This window comes from Aeromonas sp. FDAARGOS 1407 (genome assembly GCF_019048725.1).
Classification (GTDB): domain Bacteria; phylum Pseudomonadota; class Gammaproteobacteria; order Enterobacterales; family Aeromonadaceae; genus Aeromonas; species Aeromonas enteropelogenes.
On sequence record NZ_CP077399.1, the window covers coordinates 4,630,403 to 4,653,281 of the forward strand.

Annotated in this window: 26 protein-coding genes; 16 read left to right on the top strand and 10 right to left on the bottom strand. The window is 60.8% G+C overall.

Features of this window, described 5'->3' with window-relative positions; all coding sequences use genetic code 11:
- Positions 1-37: 37 nt before the first annotated feature.
- On the top strand, positions 38-1,405 hold the full coding sequence (locus tag I6L37_RS21685; protein ID WP_216992940.1) for an endonuclease/exonuclease/phosphatase family protein: 1,368 nt from the start codon (positions 38-40) through the stop codon (positions 1,403-1,405).
- Between the two features lie 164 nt (positions 1,406-1,569).
- Positions 1,570-2,295, top strand: a complete 726-nt coding sequence (pepE, locus tag I6L37_RS21690) for a dipeptidase PepE (protein ID WP_216992941.1) — start codon at positions 1,570-1,572, stop codon at positions 2,293-2,295.
- Positions 2,296-2,382: 87 nt separating this feature from the next.
- On the opposite strand, the gene I6L37_RS21695 is transcribed toward pepE, so the two are convergent.
- From I6L37_RS21695 to dnaB, 3 genes are all read right to left on the bottom strand, one after another.
- Complete coding sequence (locus I6L37_RS21695) at positions 2,383-2,802, bottom strand: secondary thiamine-phosphate synthase enzyme YjbQ (RefSeq protein WP_216992942.1); 420 nt, start codon at positions 2,800-2,802, stop codon at positions 2,383-2,385.
- On the bottom strand, positions 2,802-3,875 hold the full coding sequence (gene alr, locus I6L37_RS21700; RefSeq protein ID WP_216992943.1) for an alanine racemase: 1,074 nt from the start codon (positions 3,873-3,875) through the stop codon (positions 2,802-2,804). Before alr ends, I6L37_RS21695 begins: the two co-directional genes overlap by 1 nt.
- A gap of 149 nt (positions 3,876-4,024) precedes the next feature.
- Positions 4,025-5,419, bottom strand: a complete 1,395-nt coding sequence (gene dnaB, locus I6L37_RS21705; protein ID WP_041210543.1) for a replicative DNA helicase — start codon at positions 5,417-5,419, stop codon at positions 4,025-4,027.
- A gap of 363 nt (positions 5,420-5,782) precedes the next feature.
- On the opposite strand from dnaB, the gene I6L37_RS21710 reads away from it, so the two are divergent.
- Positions 5,783-6,640: a Tim44 domain-containing protein gene (locus tag I6L37_RS21710; protein ID WP_216992944.1), complete on the top strand. Its 858-nt coding sequence runs from the start codon at positions 5,783-5,785 to the stop codon at positions 6,638-6,640.
- A 183-nt stretch (positions 6,641-6,823) separates the two neighbouring features.
- Here the strand turns inward: I6L37_RS21710 and ushA are convergent, their stop codons facing one another.
- The gene (ushA, locus tag I6L37_RS21715) at positions 6,824-8,548 is read right to left on the bottom strand and encodes a bifunctional UDP-sugar hydrolase/5'-nucleotidase UshA (RefSeq protein WP_216992945.1); all 1,725 of its coding nucleotides are present in this window, start codon (positions 8,546-8,548) and stop codon (positions 6,824-6,826) included.
- Positions 8,549-8,815: 267 nt separating this feature from the next.
- Here ushA and I6L37_RS21720 point away from each other — a divergent pair, with 267 nt between their 5' ends.
- From I6L37_RS21720 to I6L37_RS21730, 3 genes are all read left to right on the top strand, one after another.
- A complete protein-coding gene (locus I6L37_RS21720; protein ID WP_216992946.1) occupies positions 8,816-9,160 on the top strand; it encodes a DUF2956 domain-containing protein in 345 nt (114 codons plus the stop codon).
- A 113-nt stretch (positions 9,161-9,273) separates the two neighbouring features.
- Positions 9,274-9,609 (top strand): hypothetical protein, encoded by a 336-nt coding sequence (locus I6L37_RS21725; protein ID WP_042027187.1) that lies wholly within the window; start codon positions 9,274-9,276, stop codon positions 9,607-9,609.
- Between the two features lie 109 nt (positions 9,610-9,718).
- Positions 9,719-10,588, top strand: a complete 870-nt coding sequence (locus tag I6L37_RS21730; protein ID WP_216992947.1) for a tetratricopeptide repeat protein — start codon at positions 9,719-9,721, stop codon at positions 10,586-10,588.
- A 32-nt stretch (positions 10,589-10,620) separates the two neighbouring features.
- On the opposite strand, the gene I6L37_RS21735 is transcribed toward I6L37_RS21730, so the two are convergent.
- Positions 10,621-12,027 (bottom strand): sigma-54 dependent transcriptional regulator, encoded by a 1,407-nt coding sequence (locus I6L37_RS21735; protein ID WP_216992948.1) that lies wholly within the window; start codon positions 12,025-12,027, stop codon positions 10,621-10,623.
- Between the two features lie 149 nt (positions 12,028-12,176).
- Positions 12,177-12,974 carry an FKBP-type peptidyl-prolyl cis-trans isomerase gene (gene fkpA / locus I6L37_RS21740; RefSeq protein WP_026457833.1) on the bottom strand — a complete coding sequence of 266 codons (798 nt, stop codon included), beginning with the start codon at positions 12,972-12,974 and terminating at the stop codon, positions 12,177-12,179.
- Between the two features lie 118 nt (positions 12,975-13,092).
- Between fkpA and I6L37_RS21745 the strand changes: the two genes are divergently transcribed.
- Positions 13,093-14,061 carry a WD40 repeat domain-containing protein gene (locus I6L37_RS21745; RefSeq protein WP_216992949.1) on the top strand — a complete coding sequence of 323 codons (969 nt, stop codon included), beginning with the start codon at positions 13,093-13,095 and terminating at the stop codon, positions 14,059-14,061.
- 14 nt (positions 14,062-14,075) lie between these two features.
- Positions 14,076-14,291, top strand: a complete 216-nt coding sequence (locus I6L37_RS21750; RefSeq protein ID WP_042027198.1) for a SlyX family protein — start codon at positions 14,076-14,078, stop codon at positions 14,289-14,291.
- Between the two features lie 74 nt (positions 14,292-14,365).
- Here the strand turns inward: I6L37_RS21750 and slyD are convergent, their stop codons facing one another.
- On the bottom strand, positions 14,366-15,037 hold the full coding sequence (gene slyD / locus I6L37_RS21755; RefSeq protein ID WP_216992950.1) for a peptidylprolyl isomerase: 672 nt from the start codon (positions 15,035-15,037) through the stop codon (positions 14,366-14,368).
- A gap of 141 nt (positions 15,038-15,178) precedes the next feature.
- Complete coding sequence (locus I6L37_RS21760; protein WP_201983293.1) at positions 15,179-15,382, bottom strand: YheV family putative zinc ribbon protein; 204 nt, start codon at positions 15,380-15,382, stop codon at positions 15,179-15,181.
- A 39-nt stretch (positions 15,383-15,421) separates the two neighbouring features.
- On the opposite strand from I6L37_RS21760, the gene I6L37_RS21765 reads away from it, so the two are divergent.
- The 6 genes from I6L37_RS21765 to I6L37_RS21790 all read left to right on the top strand — a co-directional run bounded on the left by I6L37_RS21765 (position 15,422) and on the right by I6L37_RS21790 (position 20,011).
- Positions 15,422-16,081 carry a hypothetical protein gene (locus I6L37_RS21765; RefSeq protein ID WP_216992951.1) on the top strand — a complete coding sequence of 220 codons (660 nt, stop codon included), beginning with the start codon at positions 15,422-15,424 and terminating at the stop codon, positions 16,079-16,081.
- A gap of 148 nt (positions 16,082-16,229) precedes the next feature.
- Positions 16,230-17,129 (top strand): chemotaxis protein, encoded by a 900-nt coding sequence (locus tag I6L37_RS21770; RefSeq protein WP_201940527.1) that lies wholly within the window; start codon positions 16,230-16,232, stop codon positions 17,127-17,129.
- A 53-nt stretch (positions 17,130-17,182) separates the two neighbouring features.
- Positions 17,183-18,169, top strand: a complete 987-nt coding sequence (locus tag I6L37_RS21775) for a hydrolase (protein WP_216992952.1) — start codon at positions 17,183-17,185, stop codon at positions 18,167-18,169.
- A gap of 146 nt (positions 18,170-18,315) precedes the next feature.
- Positions 18,316-18,540 (top strand): YheU family protein, encoded by a 225-nt coding sequence (locus tag I6L37_RS21780; protein ID WP_216992953.1) that lies wholly within the window; start codon positions 18,316-18,318, stop codon positions 18,538-18,540.
- Positions 18,541-18,592: 52 nt separating this feature from the next.
- On the top strand, positions 18,593-19,462 hold the full coding sequence (locus tag I6L37_RS21785; RefSeq protein WP_026456725.1) for a phosphoribulokinase: 870 nt from the start codon (positions 18,593-18,595) through the stop codon (positions 19,460-19,462).
- 15 nt (positions 19,463-19,477) lie between these two features.
- Complete coding sequence (locus I6L37_RS21790; protein WP_042028366.1) at positions 19,478-20,011, top strand: DUF4136 domain-containing protein; 534 nt, start codon at positions 19,478-19,480, stop codon at positions 20,009-20,011.
- A gap of 116 nt (positions 20,012-20,127) precedes the next feature.
- Here the strand turns inward: I6L37_RS21790 and I6L37_RS21795 are convergent, their stop codons facing one another.
- Together I6L37_RS21795 and I6L37_RS21800 are read right to left on the bottom strand one after the other, a co-directional pair.
- The gene (locus I6L37_RS21795; protein WP_026456727.1) at positions 20,128-20,424 is read right to left on the bottom strand and encodes an MliC family protein; all 297 of its coding nucleotides are present in this window, start codon (positions 20,422-20,424) and stop codon (positions 20,128-20,130) included.
- 49 nt (positions 20,425-20,473) lie between these two features.
- On the bottom strand, positions 20,474-20,878 hold the full coding sequence (locus I6L37_RS21800) for an OsmC family protein (RefSeq protein ID WP_042028365.1): 405 nt from the start codon (positions 20,876-20,878) through the stop codon (positions 20,474-20,476).
- A gap of 326 nt (positions 20,879-21,204) precedes the next feature.
- On the opposite strand from I6L37_RS21800, the gene crp reads away from it, so the two are divergent.
- Both crp and I6L37_RS21810 read left to right on the top strand, forming a co-directional pair.
- Positions 21,205-21,843: a cAMP-activated global transcriptional regulator CRP gene (crp, locus tag I6L37_RS21805; RefSeq protein WP_005335304.1), complete on the top strand. Its 639-nt coding sequence runs from the start codon at positions 21,205-21,207 to the stop codon at positions 21,841-21,843.
- Between the two features lie 115 nt (positions 21,844-21,958).
- Positions 21,959-22,759 carry a putative RNA methyltransferase gene (locus tag I6L37_RS21810; protein WP_216992954.1) on the top strand — a complete coding sequence of 267 codons (801 nt, stop codon included), beginning with the start codon at positions 21,959-21,961 and terminating at the stop codon, positions 22,757-22,759.
- The last annotated feature ends 120 nt before the right edge of the window (positions 22,760-22,879 follow it).

Genomic DNA, 22,879 nt, shown 5'->3' on the forward strand with positions numbered 1-22,879 from the left:
AAAATGCTTAACCCATTGATGCTACGGAACAATTATAATGAAGAACAAACACAGAACCCTGCTGGCCACGGCCATCGCCCTCGGGCTGCTCGCCGGCTGCAACAGCGACAACGACTCCAAGGCCCCCGATCCCATGGTCCGTTTTGCCACTTTCAATCTCTCGTTCGACCGCACAGCCCCCGGCATGCTGGCCGGCGAACTGTCCCTGACCCGCACGGCTCAGGATGCCCTGCTGGCCCGCTACCAGGAGGGTGACTCCAGCCTGAGCGAGGCAGAGAAGACCACCGCCAAGAACGTGCAGCAGATCCGCAATATCGCCGAGATAGTCCAGCGCACTCGCCCCGACGTCTTCCTGCTCAACGAGTTCGACAACGACGGCAAAGGCGAGAACACGGCCGCCCTCAATGCCTTTAACGACAACTACCTGGCTCACGCCCAGCATTCCGACGTCACCGCTATCAGCTATCCGGTACGCCAGAGTTTTGCCACCAATACCGGTCTGATGAGCGGCTTTGACCTCAATCAGGATGGCAAGGTCAACACGGGGCCGGACGATGCCTGGGGCTTTGGCAACTACCACGGCCAGTACGCCTTCGCAGTCATGTCGAAATATCCGGTCGACACCAAACAGATCCGCACCTTCCAGACCTTCAAGTGGAAGGACATGCCCGGTGAAACCAACCCCGTCATCGATGACTGCAGTAACCCCAAGGCCCCGATCCCGGCCAGCCGCCAGTGTGGCGATGCCTGGTATGACGACGCGGCCTGGCAGCAGTTCCCGCTCTCGTCCAAGAACCACGCCGATGTGCCGGTGCGGATCAAGACGCCGCAGGGGGAAGAGGTGGTTCACTTCCTCATCTCCCACCCGACACCGCCTATTTTCGGCAATGCGGCGCGCCACAACGTCAAGCACAACCGTGCCGAAATCGCCTTCTGGAATGACTACGTCAACGGCCTCGACTACATGACGGATGACAAGGGCACCAAGGGTGGGCTGGCCAAAGATGCCAAGTTCGTCATCGCCGGGGATCTCAACGCCGATCCGCTCACCGGCGACGGCGATCTGAGCGCCATCAAGGCGCTGCTGGACAATGCGCGGATGAACCAAGCCGTCACCAATGGCTCGCTGATCCCGGTCAGCGAGGGGGGCCCGGAGTGCCTGGCCAGCGGCACCGACTGCAAGCGCAACAACAATCGCCCCTCGCCGGAGCGCATCACCAGCAGTAGCGGGTTGCAGCTGGATCACGTCATCCCCTCCGCCAACCTGGAGGTCGCAAGCAGCGGCGTGTTCTGGCCGGCAAGCTTCGAGGCAGGTTACCACCTGGTTTACGACGCCAAGCTTGGCATCGCCAAGGGGGTGAGTTCGGATCACCGCCTGGTGTGGGTCGATCTCAAGCTCGACTGATCCTGACGCATCAACCGAGGGGGCTGTGGCCCCCTCATCGTTTCTCCGGCCAAAGTCGGGAAGATCACAAAACCACGCGACCAATCGGGCTAGAATAAGCCCTCCTGTCGCCCCTGCCGTGGCGGGCGATCCTCCCGTGCCTTCATTCATCGAGGACTTGTTTCATGGAACTGCTTCTTCTTAGCAACGGTAAAGCCAACGAATTTCCGGGCCTGCTCGGCTGGGCCCGCGAGCGGGTGCAGAGCCTGCTCGCCCGCAAGCAGGTCAAGCGTATCCTGCTCATTCCCTATGCGGTGATCCGCAGCGACTGGGATGAACGCGCCCGGGATCTCGGTGACAGCCTGGGGGTCGAGGCCATCAGCATCCATCACTTCGACGATCCGGTGGCCGCCATCAACCAGGCCGAGGCTATCTTCATCAGCGGCGGCAACACCTGGCGTCTGAACCAGCAACTGCACGAGCAGGGGCTGGTCGTGCCAATCCAGCGCGCCGTGCGCGAGCGTGGCGTCCCCTATGTGGGCTGGAGCGCCGGCTGCAACGTGGCCACCCCGAGCATCCGCACCACCAACGACATGCCGGTGTGCAACGCCGCCGTGTTGCCCGCCCTCGGTCTGTTCCCGCTGCAGATCAACCCCCACTACCTGGACGCCAGCATCAGCGGCCACATGGGAGAGACCCGCGATGAGCGGCTCGCCGAGTTCTGCGCCATCAACCCGAGCGAATACGTGGTGGCCCTGCGCGAAGCGAGCCTGCTACAGGTGAGCGGCGACACCCTGGAGTACTGGAGTGCCCGCGAGCAGGACTTCAAGATCTTCAAGCACGGTCAGGAACCGCAAGCCTTTATGGATGCAACCCCGCTGGCCGAGCTGACCCCGTTCAGGGTGCGCTAGAGACCCACACTGCCAGTCACAAAAACAGAGAGGGATGGCTCAAAGCCATCCCTCTTTTTCATTCTGCCCAACACCACCGACAGCCGCTTACTCCCCCTGCAGGGTCACCAGGATCTTGCGGGCGCCGCCGTCAATGCGATGCTCGCCGAGCCAGATCCCCTGCCAGGTGCCGAGGGCCAGCCGGCCGTCACGCACCGGCAGCAGCAGGCTCACTCCGAGCAGGGAGGATTTGATGTGGGCCGGCATGTCGTCCGGTCCCTCACAGGTGTGGCGATAGTAGGGGGCATCTTCCGGCACCAGCCGGTGCAGGTGCGCCTCCATGTCGGCGCGTACGCTCGGATCGCAATTCTCGTTGAGAGTGAGGGACGCCGAGGTGTGCTGCAACAGCAGGTGCGCCATGCCAACTCGGTAATCGGCAAGCTCCGGCAGTTTGGCCACCAGCTCGTCGGTCACCAGATGAAAGCCCCGCGCACGGGGCTTCAGGGTCAGCAGACGCTGCTGCCACATCAGACGTACTCCATAAAGACTCGGGAGGTGAGCTTGGTAATGAGCTCGTAAGGGATGGTGCCGATCTCTTCGGCTACCCGCTCCACCGGCAGCCCCTCACCCCACAGCACCGCCTCGTCCCCCGCCTTGTCGGTGGCGTCCGGGCCCAGATCCACCGTACTCATGTCCATGGAGACCCGGCCCACCAGGGGCACGATGCGGCCATTGACCAGCACCGGTGTGCCATTGGGAGCCATGCGCGGATAACCGTCACCGTAACCGATGGCGATGACACCGAGGCGGGTATCGCGATCCGACACCCAGTTGGCGCCATACCCCACCGGCTCGCCCGCCTTGTGATCCCGCACGGCGATGAGTTGAGTGCGCAGGGTCATCACGGGTTTCAGGTCGTAATCCGCCGCCACCGTATCGGGGAACGGCGAGACGCCGTAGAGGATGACGCCAGGGCGAACCCAGTCGCAGTGGGAGTCAGGCCAGGCCAGGATGCCCGCCGAGTTCGCCATGGCGCGCTCGCCCAAAAGCTGCGCGGTCAGCTTGCTGAACAGATCGATCTGCTCACGGGTGGTGGGTTGTTCCAGCTCATCGGAGCGGCTGAAGTGGGTCATGATGTTGAACGGTTGCACCACATTCTTGCACTTGCCGAGGCGCTCGATAAAGGCGGGCATCTCCTCGGCCCGTACCCCGAGCCGGTGCATGCCGGTGTCGAGCTTGAGCCAGGCTACCACGGGGGCGGGCAGCTCGGCCTGCTCCAGCGCCTCGAGCTGTTCCCAGGTGTGCACCGCGGTCTGCAGGTTGTTGGCCGCCAGCACCGGCAGATCGGCGGCGCTGAAGAAGCCCTCCAGCAGCACGATTGGCTTGACCACGGCGCAGGAGCGCAGCATCAGGGCCTCTTCGATGCGGGCCACCGCATAGGCGTCCGCATCCACCAGGGTGCGGGCGACCGGCAGCAGGCCGTGGCCGTAGGCGTTGGCCTTGACCACCGCAATGATCTTGCATTGGGGAGCGTGGCGTTTGACCACGGCGAGGTTGTGGCGCAGGGCCGCTGTATTGATTTGGGCGATAGCCGCTTTCATCTGTTTTCCCTTACGAGGGCATGATAACGCGCCAACGCGTCAGGCACCGGGTGGTGTCAGCCCTCAAATGTCATCGTCTAAGGCCGGACCGGCAGAATTGTCGAACCGGGAAAACTGTTTCTGGATACCGGGAACACTGTCCGGCTTACTTAGTAGTCATCGTCAAACGCCGGGCCGGCATAGTTGTCGAACCGGGAGAACTGGCCCTGGAAGGTGAGCCGCACACGACCGATGGGGCCGTTACGCTGCTTGCCGATGATGATTTCGGCGATCCCCTTGTCGGGACTGTCGTCGTGATAGACCTCGTCGCGGTAGATGAACATGATCAAGTCCGCATCCTGCTCGATGGAGCCAGATTCACGAAGATCCGAGTTGACCGGGCGCTTGTCGGCCCGCTGTTCCAGGCTTCGGTTGAGCTGGGAGAGCGCCACTACCGGGCACTGCAGCTCTTTCGCCAATGCCTTGAGGGAGCGGGAGATTTCACCGATCTCCAGGGTACGGTTGTCGGAGAGGCTGGGTACCCGCATCAGTTGCAGGTAGTCCACCATGATCATGCTGATTCCGCCGTTGTCCCGCGCCACCCGACGGGCGCGCGAGCGCACTTCGGTCGGAGTCAGGCCGGAGGAGTCGTCGATGTACATCTTGCCCTTCTCGAGCAGCAGCCCCATGGTCGAGGAGAGTCGGGCCCAGTCCTCGTCATCGAGCTGACCGGTCCGCACCTTGGTCTGGTCGATGCGCCCCACCGAGGCGAGCATACGCATGATGATCTGCTCGGAGGGCATCTCGAGGGAGAAGATAAGCACCGGCTTGTCGGCGGTGAGGGCCGCGTGCTCGCACAGGTTCATGGCAAAGGTCGTCTTGCCCATGGAGGGACGGGCCGCGACGATGACCAGGTCCGAGCGCTGCAGGCCGGCGGTCATCTTGTCCAGATCGTTGTAGCCGCTCGAAACGCCGGTCACCCCGTTGTGCGGGGTCTTGAACAGCTCTTCAATCTTGTCGACAGTCTGCTCGAGGATGAGCTTGAGGGGCTGGGGCCCTTCGTTGGCGCTGGTGCGCTGCTCGGCGATCTGGAACACCTTGCTCTCGGCCAGATCCAGCAGATCGTTCGAGGTGCGCCCCTGGGGCTCGTAGCCCGCTTCGACTATCTCGTTGGCGACCGAGATCATCTCCCGTACCACGGCACGCTCACGCACGATTTCGGCGTAGGCGTTGATGTTGGCGGCACTCGGGGTATTCTTGGCGATCTCCACCAGATAAGCGAAGCCACCGGCCTCTTCAAGCTGCTCGGAGCGTTCCAGCTCCTCCTGCAAGGTGATGAGGTCGATTGGGTTGCCCGCATTGGAGAGGCGGGTCATGGCCTGGAAGATCAGGCGGTGCGGACGGCTATAGAAATCCTTGTCGATCACCCGCTCGGCAACCCGATCCCAGGCGTCGTTGTCCAGCATCAGGCCGCCCAGTACGGACTGTTCGGCCTCAAAAGAGTGGGGAGGTACTTTCAGCTGTTGTGTCTTGGCGTCTTTTTTCGCCGTCACTTGCTCTGCCATACACATAAAAACCGCAGCGGGAAGGGGACGGGAATTTTACAAAAGAAAGCCAGACACGGCGAGCCCTATTCTGGCTTATTCACACCATCATGAAGGGCCAGACCAGGGTCTGCTCCCCCTTGCTGCTTCTGGTTTTGCTTCGCAGTTTGCGTTCCTTGCGACTCAATCGTCTGCTTTTCATGCTGCATGCTCCCATTCTTGACGCCTGATGCCAGGCACTCGTTCATGAATAATTCATGCCAATCATGGTACTTATCGGCCCAAGCTGCGACACATTTAGGGACAGGCAGCCTGCCATGCGTCTTGCTGAGCTAGCCAACGCGGAGCATGCCCCACCCACAGACGAGAGTGAAAAGAGTCAAAATGAAAAAGATGCTGACCCTGTTTGCCGTGATCCTGGCCATTGGCCTGGGGGCACCTCATGCCGAGGCCAAGAAGTTTGGCGGCAGCAAATCCTTTGGAAAAAGTTACAAAACTGCGCCGGCCCAGCCTGCGGCCAAACCGGTCGACAACAAGAATCCGACACTGAACGCCCAGACTCCGCCGAAGAAGAGCGGCATGATGGGGGGTCTGCTGGGTGGCCTGCTGGCCGGCGGTCTGTTTGCCTACCTGCTGGGCAGCGGTGCCTTTGAAGGCATGCAGGGCATGGACTTCTTGCTGATTGCCCTGCTGGCCCTGGGCGCTGTCTTCCTGATCCGCGCCCTGCGCAAAGGCAAGATGGCGGCGCCACAGCAGCAACAGGCTGCCTACGCGGGATATCAGGCTCCGCAGGCTGCCCCGCAGCAGTTCGAGCAGAGCCACAGCGCGCCGCAAGCCACCGGCTTTGCCGACAGCGATGTGCCGTTCCGCCTGCCGCCCGGCTTTGACATGAACGGCTTCCTGGCCGGTGCCCGTGACCACTACCGCACCCTGCAAGAGGCTTGGAACAAGAACGATCTGGAGAAGATCCGCGAGTACGTGAGCCCGGAGCTGTTCGAGCAGCTCAAGGCCGAGCGTGCCGAGCTGACCGGTGAGCAGCACACCGAGGTGATGTATGTGGATACCCAGCTGGTGCGTGCCGACTACGGCAGCGACTGGGCCCAGGTGAGCGTGCGCTTCAGCGGCCGCTACATGGATCGTCAGGAGCAGGTCGAAGAGGACATCAAGGAGGTGTGGCACCTGGAGCGCGATCTGGCCAAGAACAATGCCCCCTGGCATATCGTCGGGATCGAGCAGCTGTAAGGCGTCATCGCCCATCAGTGCAAACCGGCATCAAGAGGCGACCCTGGGGTCGCCTTTTTTATTGCTCTCTGTCCCTCGGGACGCGGCCTGACACGAAAGGTGCAGACCCCACCATAACAAAGGGCAGCCAGTGGCTGCCCTTTGTGCGTAATGACGATGACCCTGCCTCGGGATTTACGTCGATCAGTTGCAACCGTCGCTAGAGGTGGAGTTCAGGTAGCTCACCTCACCGGCAGGCTGATAGTCAGCCACATTGATGGTCTTCTTGATCTCGATATACTCCTTCAGCACGGCCGCATCCACCAGCCCGGCATTGATGGTGTCGATCTTGGGATAGCCATCGCCACCGGCGGCGCTGAAGCTCGGAATGGCGAAGCTGTAAATCGCCGCCGGATCGAACGCCTTGCCACCAATGCTGGTGATGTTCACGCTCTTGGCCTGGCAATCCACCGCCATGTTGATGCCGCCAAACTGGGCATAACCGCCGGTATTGCGAGTCTTGGTGGCAACCTGCCCCAGGTAGCTGGCCAGCTCACTGCCATTCATGACGGCCTTGTTGACCGTGTTGCCGAACGGGTGCACCAGCAGCACGCTGCGATAGGTGATATCACCGGCCGGGATGCTGTCCCGCACGCCGCCGGAGTTGACGATACCGAAGTCAGTCGCCAGCTTGCTGGAGGTGGCGGTCGTGATCAGGCGTCCCAGATTGGTCTGCATGTTGCGCACGCTGGCACGATCGCCGACCAGCAGACCATCGCTGGAACCAATCACCACGCTCAGCTCCTGCTGACCCTTCTCCTGATAGCCGAGCAGGGTGTTGTAGAGTTCGGGATCCTTGGTGATCTCGTCCTGAACGAACTGCATCTTGGCCGGATCCTTGGTGGCTGCGCCGGTCGCGTCGATGGGATCACCCTTGGCATTGCGTTTGACGAGGTTGACCGGGATCAGCTCATAGCTGGTGAGGGTCAGCTTGCCATTCTGGTAGTCAAACTGGGCACGACCCACATACTTGCCCCACTCGTGGGCCTGCATGATCCAGGTACCGTTCTGCTGATCCGGCAGGCAGTCATCACCCGGTTTGAAGTCGGCATACTTGTTCGCCGTCCCCGGCTCCATGCAGACCGGGTTCTGGGAGTGGCCACCGATGATGGCGTCCAGGGTGCCTGCCGGCAGGGCGCGGGCCATCTCCACATCACCCGGAGCATTGCTGCCATGCTGGCCATCGGCATAGTGGCCCATGTGAGTGATGGCGAAGACCAGGTTGGCCTCATTTTTGTCACGGATCTGCTTACCCAGTTGGGCCGCTTCGGTGGTGGGATCGCGGAACTCCAGGGTCTTCACGTTGTTGGGGTCGACCAGTTGGGCGGTGTCTTCCGTGGTCAGGCCGATCACTGCGACCTTGAGGCCGTTATCCAGCCTGAACACCTTGTAGGGGTCGAAGTAGTGCTTGCCGCTGGCCTTGTCATAGATGTTGGCCGACAGCATGGGGAACCGGGCCCACTCACGCTGCTTCTCCAGCACATCGAGGGGGTTGTCAAACTCGTGGTTGCCCACCGCCATGGCGTCGTAGCGAATGCTGTTCATCGCGACGAAATCGGGCTCGGCATCCTGCAGATCCGACTCGGGCACCCCTGTGTTGACGTCACCACCGGAGAGCACCAGCACTTCGCTGCCGGAGGCCCTGGCTTCGGCGCGCAGCCGCTCGACCAGGGTCTTCTGGGCCGCCATGCCATATTCGTTCTCGGTGTTGTGCCAGAAACGGCCATGGGTGTCGTTGGTGTGCAAAACAGTCAGCTTGCAGACATTTTCAGTGCAGGGGGCAACGGTGTCATTGCCAGAGGAATTACAGCCAGTCAGGGCAGCCAGCACGGCCAGCGCCACGGAGCCCCTGATGAAGTTCTTATTCATATCCATATCACCTTGATTATGTTGTTATTTATGACCCGATCCGGCGGGTCGGGCGCCAATATAACAAACAACAGATGACGATTTTTCATCAATGACTCACAAAATGCGTTAATTGTGATCCTTGGCTCAACATCCGGATTTCCACCGTTTTTTCGTCTCTTTTTATGAGTGGTCGCGCAAAATTCGGCACCGGGGAATGGCAAGCCGCTTCTTGCCACACCTTTGTGGCATACTCTCCCACCCCATCGGAGCCCGAGGAGAGAGTAGATGGCCAAATACGACAAGATTTCCCCAGAAACCCAGCAGGAGGCGATGAAGATTGCCCGCGCTAACCAGAAGCCGGGGCAGACCAAGGAGCAGACCCAGCTGATCGCCCAGGGGATCCAGAAGGGCATAGATGAATACAAGAAGCAGATGAAGGCGCGTGCCCGCGAAGCCAATCGCCAGAAGAAGCAGCAGGCCAAAGCCAGACAACAGCAGAGTGAAAACCAGCTCGATGAACAGGACGAGTCGCTCGAACTGGTGGAAGTGACCCGCCAGCATCCCCTGCCCTGGGCGCTGCTGGTATTGAGCTGGCTGGGTTTCGCCGCGGGCTGGCTCTGGCTGCGCTGACCCCGGCGCTGCAAACCTTTGCCTGGGATCTTCTTCACAGCCCTGGCCCATATGGCTGGTCATCGCCGCCCCGGGCTGATTAAATCCCGCCACTCGTTTTCAGGACATCTGCTATGAACCCGGCTCCGCTCTACCTGCTCGCCCCCTTCGTGCTGTTTCTCGTCACCATGCTGCTCTATCGCATCTCGCCACTGCGGGCGGTGGCCAGCGGCAATGTGCGCTGGTTTATTCTGCCCGCCTTCACCCTGTTCATCCTGCTCATCGTGATCAATGGCGCGGCCGATCCGACCCTGCGCAATCCAGCCTTCCACTGGTTGATGCCAGGTTTGGGATTTGCGCTCAGCCTGTTCCCGGCCCTGCCCAAGGCGCTGGTGCCCCGGCTCGCCATCAAGGAAGGCGCCTTCGCCGCTCTGGGCCTGATGTTGATGAGCCTGGCCATGGTCTACTGACAGACCGGCTGTGGCGATATGACCCGAGGGGCGCTCTGTGACGGGCGCCCCTTGTACAAACAATGGCCGACAGGCATCTTGGTGACAGGATCGCCAGCAAGGAGGCCGAATGGACAATCCGCCCGATTTCATGGCGCTGTGGGATTATCAGGATCCCGCCGCCAGTGCCCTGCGTTTTCATGCTCTGCTGCCCGAGGCGCGCGCCGCCGCCGACCTGCAGTATGAACTGGAGCTGCTCACCCAGATAGCCCGCACCCATTCGCTGCAACGCCAGTTTGCCGAGGCGCACCAGCTGCTCGACGAGATAGAACCCCGCCTCACCGATGCCACCCCGCGGGCGCGTCTTCGCGTCCTGCTGGAGCGCGGTCGCACCTTCAACTCCGCCGGCGACAAGGCCAGTGCCAGGACGCTGTTTGAACAGGCCTGGCAACAGGGGCTGAAACACAAGGAGCTCTATCTGGCCATCGATGCGGCCCACATGGTGGCCATCGCCGCCCCGCTGGAGGAGCAGAGCCGCTGGCACCAGCTGGCGATGGAGCTGGCGGAGCGCAGCCAGGATGAGCGGGTGCGCGGCTGGCTCGCCCCCCTCTACAACAATCAGGGCTGGACCCTGTTTGAACTGGGCCGTTTGGAAGAGGCCCGCCAGTGTCAGCAAAAATGCCTGGCCTGGCACGAGCAGCATAACAACCCGGCCAAGGCCTTTATCGCCCGCTGGAGCCTGGCCCGCCTGAGCCGGGCCCAGGGGCTGCACGAACAGGCACAGGCCGAACTGACGCAGTTGCAGGCCGACATGGCTGCCACCGGCGCCCCCGAGGATGGCTATGTATTCGAAGAGCTGGGAGAGAATGCGCTGGCGCTGGACGATCCGACGGCGGCCGAATATTTCGCCCGCGCCTGGTTTTTGCTGTCGCGCGATGAGTGGTTCAAGCGCCAGGAAGGGGAGCGGCTCGCCCGTCTCAAGCGGCTCGCCAAGCTTTGACAACGCAGGGGCGGCCTGGCGCCGCCCCCGAGTCAGGCGAGATTGGCCTCTTCCCACCCCTGCTTCTTGCGATAGATGGTCGAGGGGCTGATCTCGAGCAGGGCGGCGGCCTTGGGTATGTTGCCGTCACAGCTGGCGATGGCCTGCTCTATCACCTCTTTTTCCACCAGCCAGAGCGGGCGGATCGGCCCGTGGGCAGGCCGCTCCGGCGCGCTGGCCACAGCAGGCTGGGCCACAGGGGCCGCCCCGTTCAGGGAACGTCCGCCATTGAGCGGGGGCGGCAAAATATCCTGGCTCACCTGATCCTTGTCGTTCAGCACCACTATGTTGCGCACCACGTTCTGCAGCTCGCGCACGTTGCCGGGCCAGGGGTAATCGAGCAACACCCGCGCCGCCTGGGCATCGAAATCCTTGAAGCGCTTGTTCTCTTCCTTGGCGTAGCTCTGCAGCAGACTGCGAGCCAGCAGCAGGATGTCCTCCCCCCGCTCGCGCAGCGGTGGCAGGTAGAGGGGGATGACGTGCAACCGGTAGTAGAGATCCTCGCGAAAACGCCCCGCCTTCACCTCCACCAGCGGATCCCGGTTGGTGGCGCAGACGAAGCGCACATCCACCGTCTCCAGCTTGCTGCTGCCGACGCGCTGCAGGGTACCGGTCTGGATGAAACGCAAGAGCTTGCTCTGCAGGTCGAGATCCATCTCGCAGAGCTCGTCCAGAAACAGGGTGCCGCCGTCCGCGAGACTCGCCGCCCCCTTGCGATCCCCCTGGGCGCCGGTGAAGGAGCCCTTCACGTGGCCGAAGATCTCGCTCTCCATCAGATCATGGGGGATAGCGGCGCAGTTGAGAGCAATGAAGGGCTGATCGCGACGAGGGCTGCACTGGTGAATCGCCTCGGCACACACCTCCTTGCCGGTACCGCTCTCTCCTGTGATGAACACGGTGGCCTTGCTCGGGGCCGCGCTCTCTATGATGCGATAAACAGCCTGCATCGGCATGGAAGCACCGATGAAGCCGGCGAAGGAGTGACGCTCGAAGTTTTCCCGGTACTGGGCCACCAGCGAGCTTAGTTGTTGGTGCTTCAGTGCGTTGCGCGCCGTGGCGCACAGCCGCTTGCTGTCAAAAGGTTTGGTCAGGAAGTCAAAGGCGCCGAGGCGCATCGCCTCTACCGCCACGTCCACCGAACCATGGGCGGTGATCACCACCACGGCGCAGGGCAGCTGCTGTTCGGTGATCTGCTGCAAGATGGCCATGCCGGACATGTCCGGCAGCTCCAGATCGAGCAGCACCACGGGCGGGGGGCTCGCCATCAGCTGGTCCAGCGCCTGCTGGCCACAATCGGCCAACAGTACCTCATAACCATCCTGACGCAGGTACTGCTCATAGACGACCGCCAGACTCCGGGTATCTTCCACCAACAGCACACGCGGTTTGTTTTCAGCCACAGGATTCATCCTTGTCATTGATTGTGCGCTTTTATTTTGCAACCTTTCTCGGGCAAACCCAAGGTGACGCCCCTCCAGTTATCCCGCGGATCCCGAAGAGACACAAGAAAAAACGGCTCCCTAAGGAGCCGTTTTTGCGCAAGATGAACTTACTTTTTAGCGTCGTCAGCCGCCGGCTTCTCGATGTCCAGCAGTTCAACGTCAAACACCAGCACGGCATTGGCCGGGATGGTGCCTGCACCATGCTCGCCATAGGCCAGCTTGGACGGCAGGAAGAACTTGAACTTGGAGCCAACCGGCATCAGTTGTACCCCTTCGGTCCAGCCCGGGATCACCTGGTTCAGCGGGAAGGTCGCCGGCTCACCGCGATCGACGGAGCTGTCAAACTTGGTGCCATCGGTCAGGGTGCCGGTGTAGTGCACCTTGACGATATCGGTGGCCTTCGGCTTGGCGCCTGTGCCCATCTTCTCTACCTGATACTGCAGGCCGGATTCGGTGGTCTTCACACCCTCTTTCTTGGCGTTGTCAGCCAGGAAGGCTTCGCCCTTCTTCAGGTTCTCAACGGCATCTTTCTCGGCCTTGGCCTTGGTCAGCTCGTTGATCTTGGCGTCGTACTGCTGCAGAACCTTCTGGATCTCTTCATCGGTCATCTTGGCGTCTTTGCCCAGACCGTCAGTCACCCCTTTCAGGATCACGGCGTTGTCCAGCTTGATGCCGAGCTCTTGTTGACGCTCCAGGGTATTGGCGATGTAACGCCCCATGGAGAGGCCAATCGCATAACCGGATTGCTCTTCAAAGCTCTTGGCTTCAGCCTTGGTCGCCTCTGCAGGCTTGCTGGCCTCTGCCTTCACCTCGGCGGTATTGGCCGCCGGCTTCTCGTCTTGGCAAGCAGTCAGACCCACGGCAACCGCCGCAGCCAACAGGGACACCTTCAGAAATTTATTCATCAGTTTCTCCAAACTTCAAATACCGCTCTCGGTTCCATCGTGAAATGAGAGGTTTATCGTGACAAGCGCCTTATACTAACGCCGTGATTGCAGGTAACAACAGCGTGAGACCGCAAAAATGTTAAAAAGTGCTATTTATCTGGTAAGCCTCTGCCTGATGCTGACTGGCTGCGAGCAAAGCGCCCGGCCAGACCAGCAAATTACCCTCGCCAGCACAGGCCTGCTGACCGCCGATCTCTCCAGCGATGGCAAGCAAGCCATCGTCTCCAGCTTGAGTCAGGGTATCGTGGTATGGGACCTTGAGCAAAACCGCCAACGCTGGCGCTGGACGCAATCAGACGCACCGGACAACCTGGTGTTCATTACCCGTTTTGCCGAAGGCAACAACCACGCCGTCACCGCAACGTCAAATACCTTCGCCATCTGGGCGCTCCAGAATGGGCATTCGCAAGGCTACTACTCCCTTCCTGAATCCAGGCTGAGGGACATCGCCCTGTCGGCAGATGGCCGTCAGGTGCTGATCGGTCGGGAAGATGGCAAGGCGGAGGTGGTCGACACCCAGAGCGGGCGCCGCCTGCAATTCCTGGGGCATACCGAGCAGATCAATACGGTGGATCTCTCCGCCAATGGCCGCTATGCCCTGACCGGTGGCAACGACTACAGCGCCTATCTGTGGGATACCCAAAGTGGTCAGGTAGTGTGGCGTTTCAACCACGGCGGCCGGGTGGTGATGGCCAGACTGGAGCCCAGCGGCCGCTACGCCTTCACCGCCGACAGCCGTCAGGCCAGCATCTGGGATCTGAAAACCGGTAAAGAGATGAGCCGGCTGCAGTTTGATCACCGTTTCGAGGTGTACAGCAGCGCCCGCTTTGCCAACGACGGCAAATGGCTCATCACAGGAGCCCCGTCACGCCAGCTCTCCCTGTGGCGGGTGAGCGATGGCACCTTGCTGCAGAGCTGGCGCGTCGCCCCCTATCCCAAGGCAAAACCGCCCAGCGCTGTGGTCTACGGCGTGGCTTTGCGCGACAATAGCCACCTTGTCAGCGCCAGCTCCAGTGGTCTGGCCGAAATCTGGACAATCAAGTAAGGACCCGAAGGCCCATGAGTCAGCAAGTAAACGATCGCATCGAAACCCTGGAAACCCGTCTTGCCTATGCGGAATACACCATAGAGCTGCTCAACGACGAGGTCACCACCCAGGGGCGCGAGCTGGATCGGCTCAAGCATCAGATCCAGCTGCTGGTGGACAAGCTCAAGAGCGTGCAGCCGAGCCAGATTGCCAGCATGTCCGAAGAGACGCCCCCCCCTCACTACTGATCCGGTAACGCCTATCACCAGTTCATAAAAAACCCGCGCCAGGCGTGGGTTTTTTATCTCGGGTCGAGCCCGGATCAGTGGTGATGGCCCTTGCCACCGCAACCGCCGCCACCGCAGCAGCCGCCGTGACCATGGTCGTCACCGTGATCATGGCCGTGGTCGTGACCGTGGCCGGCACCGCCGCAGCAACCGCCATGGCCATGCTCTTCTTCATGATGGTGATGACCACCACCACAGCAGCCACCGTGATCGTGGTCATGACCATGATCGTGGCCGCAACCACCGGCACCGTGAACGTGACCGTGAGCCAGCTCTTCTGCGGTGGCGGCACGCACGTCCTTGATCTCGACCTTGAAGCCCAGGGTCACGCCAGCCAGGGGATGGTTGCCATCCACCTTGACGAAGGACTCGGACACTTCAACCACGGTCACCGGGCGGTGGCCGTCATCGGTCTCGGCCACGAAAGTATCCCCTTCGGAGACTTCCATACCGTCGAACAGCTCACCCGGCACTTCCTGCACCAGAGACTCGTCATATTCGCCGTAGGCCTGGCTCGGGGTCAGGGTCACTTCGAAGGCGTCACCTACCGCGCGACCTTCCAGCTCGGCTTCGAGGCCGGAAACCAGATAACGGGTACCGTGCAGATACACCAGCGGCTCTTTGCCGACAGTGCTGTCGATGACTTCACCGTGCTCGTCGGTGACTGTGTATTCCAGCGTAACCACGCTCAGAGGAGCTACTTTCATGTCAGGATCCTGCGGATAGAAAAAAACGGGCTCAGAATACCCTAAAAAGCGGGCCACGCCTATGGCGGACCCTGCCAGCGGGTGTTGAAAAAAGCGACAACGGGATCGAAGTGACGCACCTCACCCAATCCCGTTACCCCGTCAGGGGCGGAATACCCCGATCACCTCTTCGGCCTCCCGGGTCATCTCATCGACCTCGGCCGGCGTCTGCACCTGGGTATCGCCGCAGGAGACGCAGGTCACCTTCTCGACTCCATGCTCCAGATACAGCATCATGTTGTCCATCTTGCCGCACGCCGGGCAGACTGCACCGGCAATGAAGCGCTTTTTACGTCTGGTTTCCATTTTTGTTACCTCCAGGCAGCATCATATCAGGGTTTTTACATGCATCACGCCATCGAGTACCACCATTTTTCCAGCCAGGGCCTGCAAGCCGGTCATCGCAAACGTACCCCGGTCGGGCAGTTGTTGCGGGTGACCAGAGGAGCCGCGCTGCTAAGACTCGGTCAGCATGAGCTGTTGCTCCCGGCCGGCCGCTGTTTCTGGCTCTGTGCCGATGCCCTGGCCGCCTTCAGCCCGCTGGCAGATTGCGATTACGACCTGCTGAGCGTCTCCCTGCGAGCGCCGCAACCCGGGCAGGCCGGCTGGCTGCAAGCCTCGCCGCTGCTCGATGCCCTGCTCGATTCGCTGGCTCAATGGCAGCGGCCACAGGATTGGCAGGGGGCCTATGGCCACCGGCTGCAGGTCATTCTCGATGAGGTGCAACAGTGCCCCATCAGTCAGCAGGGGGACGAAATCCTGCAAGCGCACTGGCAGGCCATCGCCAGCGGTCATCCCGATGCGCTGCAAACGTGGGCCGAGCGGGCCGATGCGCCAGTTTCAGGCGATGCCCTGCAACAGCAGTGGCAACTGCTGCAGGCCCTCAGACTGCTCAAGGGGGGCAGCAAGGCAGCCCAGGTTGCCGGCAAACTGGGCTATCCCGATGAAGCGGCGCTGCAACAGGCTTGTCAGCGCTGGGGCGTGACACCGGGCGAGGGGCAATAAGCGCCCTCCCCCACCAGCGAAGAAAAACGGCCAGGCGAGTCCAGTTTTTTAGCCGCCGGTCGTTAACAAGAGAGGACCATCTCCCCTCTTATCCTTTATGCTGGAACCATAAGTGACGGCCAACGTTTCGACCAACAGGACATCTGCCATGACGAGCAAAGCCAATCAATCCCAGGGCATGTTGCTGTTTCATCTCTCAGCCAACCAATCCTTCGCCATCGGCACCCTCAAGGTAAAGGAGATAGTGCCTTATACCCAGCTGACCGCGCTGCCCCAGTCCCACCCGACCGTGCTGGGAGCAGCCAATATGCGTGGCACTACCATTCCGGTGATCGACATGGCCATGGCGGTGGGGTATCGCCCCATCCAGCGGGAAGAGATGCAACACTGCTTCATCATCATCACCGACTGTCGCCGCACCCTGGTGGGCTTTCTGGTGCGCGGCATCGACAAGATCACCGAGTGCAACTGGCGCGATATCGCCCCGCCGCCTGCAGCCCTCGGTCACAACGTCTTCGTGACCGGGGTAACCCGGGTCAACGGCCAGCTGATCCAGCTGCTGGACGTGGAGCTGATCCTGTCACGGGTCTACCCTGACGATCCCAGCCACCTCTATCCGGTGCTGACCGACGTGCAGCGGGAGCGGATCAAGCCGATGCGGATCCTGCTGGTGGATGACTCCTCCGTCGCCCGCCGCCAGCTGATGGCGGCACTCGATTACATCAATATCCCCTACGAAGTCTGCACCAACGGCAAGGATGCGCTGACCCTGATGCAGGAGAGAGCTGGCCAGCAGACCCCCATCGATATCCTGGTAAGCGATATCGAGATGCCGGGGCTCGATGGTTATGAGCTGGCCTTCGAGGTGCAGAGCGACAGCAAGCTGGCGGGCGCCTACATCATCCTGCACACCTCCCTCTCCAGCGAGATCAGTGTGGAGCGAGCCCATCAGGTGGGGGCTCACGAAGCGCTGACCAAGTTCGAGGCCAACGAGCTGATCCAGGCCATGCTGCGCGGTGCCGAGCACCACGACCGCCTGCAGCACTGACCCCAGAGGCGGGGAGGACACTTCCCGCCGTTACAACCGGAACCGGCAGACCCATGTTGACCGAGAGTTACTTTCAGGCCCCCTGGTGGGCCCGCAACCCCCATCTGCAAACCATATTGCCAAAGTGGCTGCGCCGGACCCCGGCCCGCTTCGTGGCCGAGCGGTTTGAACTGACGGACGGGGATTTCGTCGACCTCGCCTGGAACGGGGAAATTGCCCAGGATGCCCAGCCGCTGGTGGTGGTGTTCCATGGCCTGGAGGGAAGCATTCACTCCCACTACGCCAAGGGATTGTTTGGCCACCTGCAGCAGGAAGGGAGAGAGGCGGTGCTGATGCACTTTCGGGGTTGCAGCGGCGAGCCCAATCGCCACCTGCAGGCCTATCACTCGGGGGCCATCGGCGATGCGCTGGAAGTGATTGCCGAGCTGAGCCGACGCTTTCCGGGCAAACCCTTGATTGCCATCGGCTTTTCGCTGGGTGGCAACATGCTGGTCAATCTGCTGGCTCGCGCCTGTCCGGCGGCACTGACAGCGGCCGTGGTAATTTCGGCCCCCTTGCAGCTGGAAAGCTGTGCCAACCGGGTCAACCAGGGTTTCTCCAAGGTCTATCAGAACTATCTGCTGCGCACCATGCGCCGCAACCTGTTAAACAAGATCCACCAGCAACAGAAAGCGGGCGAGCGCTGGCAACCACAGCAGGTGCGAAGCATTGCCACCCTGCGCGACTTTGACGAACAGGTCACCGCCCCGCTCCATGGTTTCACCAACGCCGGCCACTACTACCAGAGCTGCTCCGGTCTGCCCCTGCTGCGCCAGATCCCGATCCCGACGCTCATCATCCACGCCGCCGACGACCCCTTCATGTCGCAGGCAGTGATCCCGCGCCCCGAACAGCTCAACCCCATGGTGCGCTATGAGCTCAGCCAGCGTGGCGGCCATGTGGGATTCCTGCACGGCACGCCCTGGCGACCCAGATTCTGGCTGGATGAGCGGATCAGCCGCTGGATAGCCGAGCAGGCCCAGGCGGCCACACCAAACTGATCCCCCTTTTGCACTTTGCCCGGTTGCACATTCTGACCCATCGTCAGGTGACACTTAAATGCCTGCGGGGCGTAAAAAGGAGTTGCACTCGGGCAAGCGGGCATAACAATGACCCGACAGCCCTTTTTTTGTTGTGAGACTTACCGATGATCATCCCCTGGCAAGAGCTGGATAGCGAAACCCTGACCAATCTCATCGAACATTTCGTACTGCAGGAAGGCACCGAATATGGCGAGCAGGATGTGCCCCTCGCCCGCAAGGTCGAGACCGTCAAAGCCCAGTTGCAGCAAGGCTCCGCCGTCATCGTCTACAGCGAGTTGCACGAGTCGGTCAACATAGTGCCCAGGGATCGCTTCATCGAGTCAGCTTGACCGGGCACGAAGCCTGCCTTTATAACGGAACTCCCAAGGAAGAGAACATTCTATGTCGGCCAAGCATCCCATTATTGCGGTTACCGGTTCGTCCGGAGCCGGCACCTCCACCTCCACCATCGCCTTTCGTTCCATGTTTCATCAACTGGGTTACAACGCGGCCGTGGTGGAGGGGGACAGTTTTCATCGCTACACCCGACCGGAGATGGATGTGGCGATCCGCAAGGCGCGCGAACAGGGGCGCCATATCAGCTATTTCGGCCCGGAAGCCAATGACTTCGGCCTGCTGGAGTCGTTTTTCCAGGAGTACGGCCAGCAAGGCAGCGGCCAGTATCGCCGTTATCTGCACAGCTTCGACGAGGCGGTCCCCTTCAACCAGATGCCGGGTACCTTCACCCCCTGGCAGCATCTGCCGAGCGAGACCGATCTGTTGTTTTATGAGGGGTTGCACGGCGGCGTGGTCACCGACGAGCACAACGTGGCCCGCCACGTGGACTTGCTCATCGGCGTGGTGCCCATCGTCAACCTGGAGTGGATCCAGAAGCTCATCCGCGACACTTCGGAGCGCGGGCACTCCCGCGAGGCGGTGACCGACTCCATCGTCCGCTCCATGGATGACTACATCAACTTCATCACCCCCCAGTTCTCACGCACCCACATCAACTTCCAGCGGGTGCCGACGGTGGACACCTCCAACCCCTTCAGTGCCAAGGTGATCCCGAGTCTGGACGAGAGTATGCTGGTGATACGGTTTCGTGGCATCAAGCAGGTGGATTTCCCCTACCTGCTGTCGATGATCGATGGCTCTTTCATGTCACGCATGAATACCATCGTCGTACCGGGCGGCAAGATGGGTTTTGCGATGGAGCTGATCCTGCGCCCCCTCATCCAGCAACTGATCGAAACCGGCAAGATCACCTGAGCCAAGGAGTTTATGATGCGGTTAGCGTTTATCTCTGTGGGATTGGCGGCCCTGCTGGGTGGCTGCAGCACGGGCCCGGCTGCGCCGACCGTCGAGGCGGGCACCATGGTGGTTCGGCCGGCCAGTGACTGGCCATTCGGCGCGACACCGCGCTACGCCCTGGCCGAACAGTTCCAGTTTGCCGGGGCCCATGCCGAAGGGTGGCTCGATCCCCTGCAGCAGGCGGTCAGCCAGCAGCTCAATGGCAAGGGGTGGCAGAGCGTGCCCCTCGATGAGGCGGATCTCTGGGTCGCCATCGGCGTCGCGGGTGAAAAAGATGTCAGCGATGGCCAGATCTTCGCACGCCTTGGCATGACGCCGGGATTGCAGACCAAGGCCGGTGAGCGCAAAGGCACCCTGGCTATCGTACTGCTCGATCGGCGCACCCAGCAGGCGGTCTGGAGCAGCGCCATCTCCCTGGCCAGCGATGTCGCCATTGCCGATAGCCAGCGCCAGCAACTGAGCCAGCAGTTGGCCGCCGAACTGCTCTCCTCGGTGCCCGGCCACTGACCCGGGTTCGGCACAGATGCAAAAGGGCGGCTTGTCTCTGGCAAGCCGCCCTTTTTTGACCCCGATATCACCACGACATCGGCAACAGACTCAGGTCATGGAACGAGACCTTATGCTTACTGCAGGGTGCAGGTCAGCTGGGTGACATTCTTCTGTACCAACGTGGCCTGTTTGTCCTGCTTCATGAAAGTGGTCACACTGTCCGAGTATTTCTCGCCTGATTGTGACTCCACCCGATCCAGCTTGTAATAGAGCCCACCATAGGGGAATTGCACCATGTCAGCCTGGGGATCATAGGTGACGGCCAGCATCACCTCCCCGCACTGGTACTGGCTGTACTGGTACTGGGTAGGTTGCGGGCTGCTGCACGCCGCCAGACCCAACAGAGGAAGCAGAACGATCATTTTTTTCATTGCACTTTCCTTATGTCGTGGCGTTATCAACGAAACAACGCTCGGGTTATCAGGCTTCAAGAATTTGATAACTGTGAGTAATTTGTACCGCTTTTTCCAACATCAGGGAAACGGAACAGTATTTTTCCATCGACAGGTCCACCGCACGGGCCACCTGCTTTTCGGCCAGCTCCTTGCCGGTGACGACAAAGTGCAGGTGGATCTTTTCAAAAACCCGTGGCACCGAATCCGCCCGCTCGCCGGCCAGTTCCACATGGCAGGCGGTCACAGACTGACGCGCCTTCTCCAGGATGGAGACCACGTCGATGGAGCTGCAACCACCGACCGCCAGCAGGATCATCTCCATCGGGCTTGCCCCTTCACCAGGGTTGGCACCATCCAGCACCACCTTGTGGCCGGACTCGCTCTCCCCTGTAAATTTCATGCCCTCTACCCAGCTGACCTTGGCTTTCATCTCACGCATCCTCGTATTGTCATTATGCTCATGATGTCCATAGCATACCCCACTCCCCCTCCGTTCGGCACCCTTGCGCCCATACCGACGCCGTAACGGATGAGTTGGAATGGAAATAGATCAAAATCAACATATCCCCCGCTCATCTTCCCTAGAATGACGCGAACGGCGCAGCAGGCATGACTCCAAGGGATCTTCAAAAGCCCGCAAAGCCTTGTCAGCACAGACAAAGGCTCTTATCCTACTGCGACCACTACAAGGAATGGCAAGGTTGGCAGCTTGCCCGGACGCACAAGTCCATAAAAAGACACTACAGAGGAATTCTCATGGTTATTGGCAAACCGCAAAGCGATCCCACCCTGGAATGGTTCTTGTCGCACTGCCACATTCATAAGTATCCCGCCAAGAGCACCCTGATCCACGCGGGTGAAAAAGCGGAAACCCTCTACTACATCGTCAAGGGCACTGTGGCCGTCTTGATCAAGGACGATGAGGGCAAAGAGATGATCCTCTCCTACCTGAACCAGGGTGACTTCCTGGGCGAGATGGGGATGTTCGAGGAGAACGAGAATCCTGAGCGTTCCGCCTGGGTTCGTGCCAAGGGCTCCTGCGAAGTCGCAGAGATCTCCTACAAGAAGTTCCGCCAGCTGATCCAGGTCAACCCGGATATCCTGATGCGCCTCTCCGGCCAGATGGCAAAGCGTTTGCAACATACCAGCCAGAAAGTCGGCAACCTCGCCTTCCTGGATGTGACCGGCCGGATCGCCCAGACCCTGCTCAACCTGGCCAAACAGCCGGATGCCATGACCCACCCGGATGGCATGCAGATCAAGATCACCCGTCAGGAGATCGGCCAGATCGTTGGCTGTTCCCGTGAAACCGTCGGCCGCATCCTCAAGATGCTGGAAGAGCAGGAGCTCATCTCCGCCCACGGCAAGACTATCGTGGTCTTCGGCACCCGCTGATCGACCCGATACCGGCTACCGGATAAAAAAGGCTGCCACGGCAGCCTTTTTCGATCCGCTCCCCTATAATCCCGAACGCCCTTCCCCTTTCATGGCATCAGCCAGGAGAGTTTTTATGCATCTTCAATGTCCCCGTTGCCGCAGCCCCCTGCATCTTCACGAAGCCTCTCGTGGGGTCTACTGCGCCAACAAGCACCACTTCGATCCTGCACCGGAAGGCTATCTGGATCTCATCCCCGGCAAGAAGAATCCCAAGGACAGCGACAGCCGCGCCCTGATGCGTGCCAAGCGCCATTTTCTGGAACAGGGACACCAGTTGCCACTCATCGAGGCGATGACTGCCCTGCTCGCCCCACTCGGTGCCCATGAGCTGATCCACCTCGGCTGCGGCGAAGGCTACTACTGCCGCACACTGGCCGAGCGGCTGCCCGGCTGGCAATTTGGCGGCGTCGATATCGCCAAGAACACCATCTTCGCCGCCAGCAAGGCCCAGCCGGATGGCCAGTTCGTCATCGCCGATCCGGTCCGTGCGCCCCTGCAGCCCGGCACTGCCCAGGCATTGCTGGTCAACGATCTCAAGGTCAAGACAGAGCAACTGGTCAGCTGGCTGGCACCGGGCGGTTATCTGCTCTATCTGCAACCCGGACCTCGCCACCAGTGGCAGCTGAGAGTCAGTCTCAATCCGGTGAGCATGGAACACCCCTTGAGCTGGCCATCCCTCGCCGGCCTCGATCTGGTGGGGCAGGATCGTTGCCAGTTCACCATGACCATGGATCAGGCCCTGCGCACCTTTATTCTGGAAACCAGTCGCCTCGGCTGGCGAGCCAATGGCGAACAACGTCACGCCTTCACCCATCAGGGGCCGGATCTGCTGGAGCAGGATCTGTTGCTCACCCTGTGGCAAAAACCCTGCTGATCTTCCCGAGGGGCGCTCCATTCGCCCCTCTGTTTTTCCCTCACCTCCCTGTTTTGCCGCGATCTCCTGTGTGATCGGCCTCACAACCTGCCACTTCCGGTTTACGGGATACTATTGGCT